Origin of the sequence: Agromyces binzhouensis (assembly GCF_004135055.1) — a bacterium.
In the GTDB taxonomy this organism is placed as follows: domain Bacteria; phylum Actinomycetota; class Actinomycetes; order Actinomycetales; family Microbacteriaceae; genus Agromyces; species Agromyces binzhouensis.
Window position 1 is genome coordinate 1 of sequence record NZ_SDPL01000236.1, and the last position, 4,812, is coordinate 4,812.

At 70.4% G+C, this 4,812-nt stretch carries 4 protein-coding genes; 1 reads left to right on the forward strand and 3 read right to left on the reverse strand.

Features of this window, described 5'->3' with window-relative positions; all coding sequences use genetic code 11:
• On the forward strand, positions 1-239 hold a 239-nt coding region (locus tag ESO86_RS11530; protein WP_129235142.1), incomplete at its 5' end, for a TOBE domain-containing protein.
• A gap of 51 nt (positions 240-290) precedes the next feature.
• On the opposite strand, the gene ESO86_RS11535 is transcribed toward ESO86_RS11530, so the two are convergent.
• The 3 genes from ESO86_RS11535 to ESO86_RS11545 all read right to left on the reverse strand — a co-directional run.
• Entirely contained in the window at positions 291-683 is a 393-nt protein-coding gene (locus ESO86_RS11535) for a phage holin family protein (protein ID WP_129235144.1), read from the reverse strand.
• Positions 684-877: 194 nt separating this feature from the next.
• Positions 878-3,640: a PQQ-dependent sugar dehydrogenase gene (locus ESO86_RS11540; protein WP_129235146.1), complete on the reverse strand. Its 2,763-nt coding sequence runs from the start codon at positions 3,638-3,640 to the stop codon at positions 878-880.
• Positions 3,641-3,772: 132 nt separating this feature from the next.
• A partial coding sequence (locus ESO86_RS11545; protein ID WP_165307701.1) for a sugar phosphate isomerase/epimerase family protein occupies positions 3,773-4,812 on the reverse strand: 1,040 nt, incomplete at its 5' end.

Here is a 4,812-nt window from a genome sequence, read left to right on the forward strand (position 1 = left end):
CCTCCGTCGCCGGCCAGGCCCGTGTCCGCGCCGCCGACGCGGTCGACGGCGGCGCCGAGGGCCTGGACGGGATCGTGACCGACGTCGAGTACACCGGGCACGATGCGATGCTCGCCCTCGCGCTCGCCGACGGCGTGCGGCTGCGCGCGCGGGTCACCGCCTCGGAGTTCGTGCCGCGCGGCACCGAGGTCCGGGTCTCCGTCGTCGGCCCGGTGCTCGCCTACCGCCCTGAGCCCTGAGCCCTGAGCCCTGAGCCCTGAGCCCTGAGCCCTGAGCCCTGAGCCCTGAGCTCAGGAGTTCGCGCGCCGGTCCTCGACGCGGCCCTTCAGCCACCAGAGGCCGAGCAGCCAGGTGCCGAGGGCCGTGATGATCCACATGATGAGGGTCGCGAGGATCCAGGTCACGATGCCGTCGACGCGGATGCCGTTCGGGAACAGCGACGCGATGAGGAGCGCAACGAAGGTCGAGACGAGTCCGATGCCGCCGAGGATCGCCGAGGCGTACTGCCGGGCCACGTTGAAGATGAACGGCGCGAGGATCGCCTGCGCGATCGTGAACACGAGCACCGCCACGATGAAGCCGGCCGCGTCGAGGTGGAAGTCCGGGAGGATCCAGGACGTGACCAGCAGGCCGATGGCCGCCGTGACGAGCGAGATCGCGATGTTGATCAGGAAGCGGATCATGAGCGAAGGCTAGCGCCGCGCGGCGGTCGCAGGGCAGAGCCGAACGGCCTGCCGCGGGCATGGGAACGGGCCGTGCCCCGAAGGACACGGCCCGATCCGTTCTTGGTGCGGCCGGCGGATCCCGCCAAGGTCGTTCTCCGACCGCACCGGTCCGGTGCGCGGCGGCGGGGACGGTCCCCGCCGCCGCGGGCGTGCTACTCGAGTTCGGCGATCACCGCCTCGACCGCACGGATCACGAGTGCGGCCGCGTCGGCGTCGGTGCGGATCCGGTTCGGGACCTGCGCCGCGATGAACTCGAGGCGGGAGATGGCCGTCGCCGTGTCGTCCGCCGCGAGGGCGGCGTCCACCTCGGCGAGGACATCGCCGAACGAGGCCTCGACGCCGCGCGTGATGCTCCCGTCGGCCTTCAGCGCCGCGAGGAGCGACCGGATGTCGTCGACCGACGTCGTGAACACGAACTGGTCGAGCACGACCCCGCCCGTCGAGGTCACGACCACGCGGCCGGTGCCCTCCGGCACGGTCACGAGCGGCACCGAGACATCCGCCCAGCCCTCGGAGTCGACCGCGAAGGTCGCGAAGGCGTCGGCGTCCGCGTCACCCCAGTGCAGCGACACCTCGCCCTCACCCGAGGCGCGGACGGTGGCACCCGTGATGCCGCCGAACTCGACCGGCGTGTAGGCGATCCACTCGTCGGCGTCCAGGCCCGCCAGGTGGCGGAGGCCCTCGGCCGACTCGTCGTCGACGACGGTCACGTCGCCGCTGCGGGCGTCGTTGTGCTCGGCCTGCAGTGCACGCGGGTTGAGCAGCGTGACGTCGTCACCGGTCAGCGCGGGCGCCGTGTCGGTGCCCAGGTCGGTGTACGAGGCGCCGATCTGCGCGTAGATGTTCTCGGTCTCGCCGTGCCCTGCCTCGAGCGCCATCTCGACGGTCGCCGTGCAGCCGTTGCCCGTGAACAGCGGGTGCGTGTGCGTGTTGTCGTGGCCGAGGCCGTAGCTCCACAGCACGCGCTCGCAGTCGATCTCCTCATCGGGGTCGGTCACCCGGACCTCGAACTCGATCTCGTCGCCCCAGTCGGCGAACGAGCCGTTCGCCGGGGTGACGATCTCCACGACGGGCGCGGTGTTGCCGACCGTGACCGTGACGGACGCGAGGCTGACGCGGCCGCCCTCATCGGTGACCCGCACTCGGGCCTGGTACTGGCCGTCCTCGGTGAAGGTGTGCGACGCGGTCGCCTCACCGTCCTCGAACGTGCCGGTGCCCTCGAAGTCCCACGCGTAGCTCAGTGCGAGCCCGTCGGGGTGGGTCGACTCGGATGCGTCGAAGTCGACCTCGAGCGGTCCCTCACCGGACGTGGGCGAGGCGTCGAGGATGACGCGCGGGCCCTTGGTGCCCTCGACGTAGTCGACGCGGTACAGGCCGGCGTCGGGGTTCGGGCGGAAGAAGCCGTCGCCGTAGTCCAGCACGTAGAGCGAGCCGTCGGGACCGAACTCGAAGTCGATCACGTTGTCCCACGGAGGCATGCCGGCCGCGTTCAGTGCCGCGTTGGGCAGGAAGTCCTCGATCTTCGTGACCGGCCCGTCGGGGTCGTCCTGCGAGAAGGCGAAGACACGGTCGCGCGAGAACTCGGCCATGAATGTCTTGCCGTCCCAGTACTCCGGGAACTTCGTCTCCGACGGGTTCTCCTCGTCGTACCGGTAGGTCGGGCCGCCCATCGGCGCCTGGCCGCCCGAACCGAACTCGGGCCACGGCTGGTGCTCGGGGCGGTCGCCGTACCAGAGCTGCGGTGCGGTGGCCGTCGGGAGCTGGTCGAGCCCGGTGTTGTACGCGCTCGTGTTGAGGAGCGTGCCCTCGCAGTCGAACCACTCGCCCTGGGTCGCCGTCTCGAAGTCCCAGTCGTTGTAGTTCGCGTTCGGGCCGTGGCAGTACGGCCATCCGCCGTTCATCGGCACGGTGGTCGACTGCCACTCGACGTAGCCCATCGGCCCGCGGAGCTCGTTCGCCGTTCCGGCGTCGGGACCGTACTCGCCCCACGTGACGGCGCCGGTCTCGGTGTCGTAGTCCATGCGGAACGGGTTGCGGAGGCCCATCACGAAGATCTCGGGACGCGTGTCGGCCGTGCCCGGCGCGAACAGGTTGCCCTCGGGGATCGTGTAGCTGCCGTCCTCCTGGACCGAGATCCGGAGGATCGCACCGCGGAGGTCGTTGGTGTTGCCGGCGCCGCGGCGGGCGTCGAACCCGGGGTTCCATCCGGGACGGTCGTTGTTCGGGGCGTAGCCGCTGGCGCCGGGCGTGCTCGCCGGCGTGTTGTCGCCCGTCGAGAGCAGCACGTTGCCGTCGTTGTCGAAGGCGACGTCGCCGGCGACGTGGCAGCACTGCCCGCGCTGGACCTCGACCTTGATGATGACCTGCTCCGACGCGAGGTCGAGCGAGTTCGACTCGGCATCCCATTGGAACCGGCTGAGCTGGTTGTAGCCCTTCCAGATGTCCCAGTACGAGGCGTCTTCGCCTGCGGGGAGCTCGCGCGGTGCCGAGCCGACCGGGGTCGTCTCGGGGTACGGCGCCTCCATGATGCGGGGTGCGTAGTAGAGGTAGACCCAGCCGTTCTCCTCGAAGTCCGGGTCGAGGGTGATCGTCTGCAGCCCGTCCTCCGAGTTGGAGTAGACGTCGAGCTGGTTGACGACGGTGGTCGTGCCCTGCGCCGGGTCCGTGAGGCGGACCTGCCCGTTGCGGGTCGTGTGCAGGACCCGGAGGTCCGGGAGGACGGCGAGGTCGATCGGTTCGCCGACGCCCTGGGTTCCCGCGAGCCTGATGCGCTCGTAGTTGGCCCAGGTCGTGGCCGAGACCTCGTCGCCGTGGTCTTCGCCGTCATGGGCGACAGCGGGCCCCGCGACGAGGACGGATGCCGCGACGGCGGCTCCGACCACGAGCGCCGCGAGGCGTGAACGTGTGAGATGCATGGATGTGCTCCAGTCAACGAATGGAAGGAGGTTCGGCGGGATCCATGTGTTTCCGGGCCGCGCGGGGGGTTCTGGTCACCCGCGCGGCCCGGGGTCGTGCGCCGGCCGCTCAGCGCGGCCGGGGTGGTGCGGTCAGCCGCGGAGCGCGGCCAGGTTCTGGTACGACGACGCGGCGTTCTCGAGCGACATCGTCGGCGAGGACATGGGCACCGACGAGGCGTTGTCCTGCTCGTACATCGCGTTGTGGTAGCCCTTCGCGCCGATCCGCTGGAAGAACGTCGTGTAGTCGATGTCTCCCGCGCCGAACGGCACGATCGAGTAGCCGGCCGCGCTGTCGTTCTTCGCGCCGTCCTTGGCGTGGAAGAGCGGGAACCGGGTGGTCTGCTCGGAGACGAGGCCGGCGGGGTCGAACCAGTCGTCGACGACGCTGCCGTCGGGAGCCGTGTAGCTCTGGTAGCGGTGCTGCGCGACGTGCGCCCAGTAGACGTCCATCTCCAGGTAGACGTAGTTCGGGTCGGTGTTCTGCAGGAACCACTCGAGGCGACGCAGGCCGCTCGAGCGGGTGGGGTTGCCGGACGCGTCGAGGGGGCCGCTGTCGAGCAGGAAGCTGTACGCCTGGTCGTGGTTGTGCGTGTACAGCTTCAGCCCGTGCGAGGCGGCGCGCTCGCCGAAGGTGTTCCAGACCTCTGCGGCCGTCTGCCAGTCGGCGAGGTACGAACTCCGCGTCGGGTCGTTGCCCGTGCCGATGTGGCCGAAGCCCAGGATGTTCGCGATCTCGCACTGCGCGTCGAACTGCGCCAGCGTGGCGTCGGTGACGACGTTCGGGATCGAGCCGTGGTTGCCCTCGGCCTCGAGCCCGTTGTCGTCGAGCCAGGTCCGCAGCAGCTGCGCGCCGGCGACGTTGTTGAGGTTGCCGCCCTCGGAGTTCGAGTTCTGGTTGTAGCCGGCGAACTCGATCTGCTTGTAGCCCTGTCGCGCGAGCTCCTCGAGCACCTGCTTGAAGCCCGAGGGAAGCCCCGGGTTCGTCAGCGGGTTGCGGCCGATCGCGTCGCGGACCGTGTAGAGGATGATGCCCCGCTTGCCGGGCGGGACGAGCACCCCGTTGCCGCCGGCCGCCGCGGGGGCGGCGTGGGCGTGCGTGTGACCGCCGGCCAGGCCGACCGCAGCAGCGG

Bases quoted from the DNA above. Each gene is read 5' to 3' on its own strand.
- ESO86_RS11535 (WP_129235144.1), bottom strand. From the start codon at position 683: ATGATCCGCTTCCTGATCAACATCGCGATCTCGCTCGTCACGGCGGCC.
- ESO86_RS11540 (WP_129235146.1), bottom strand. From the start codon at position 3,640: ATGCATCTCACACGTTCACGCCTCGCGGCGCTCGTGGTCGGAGCCGCC.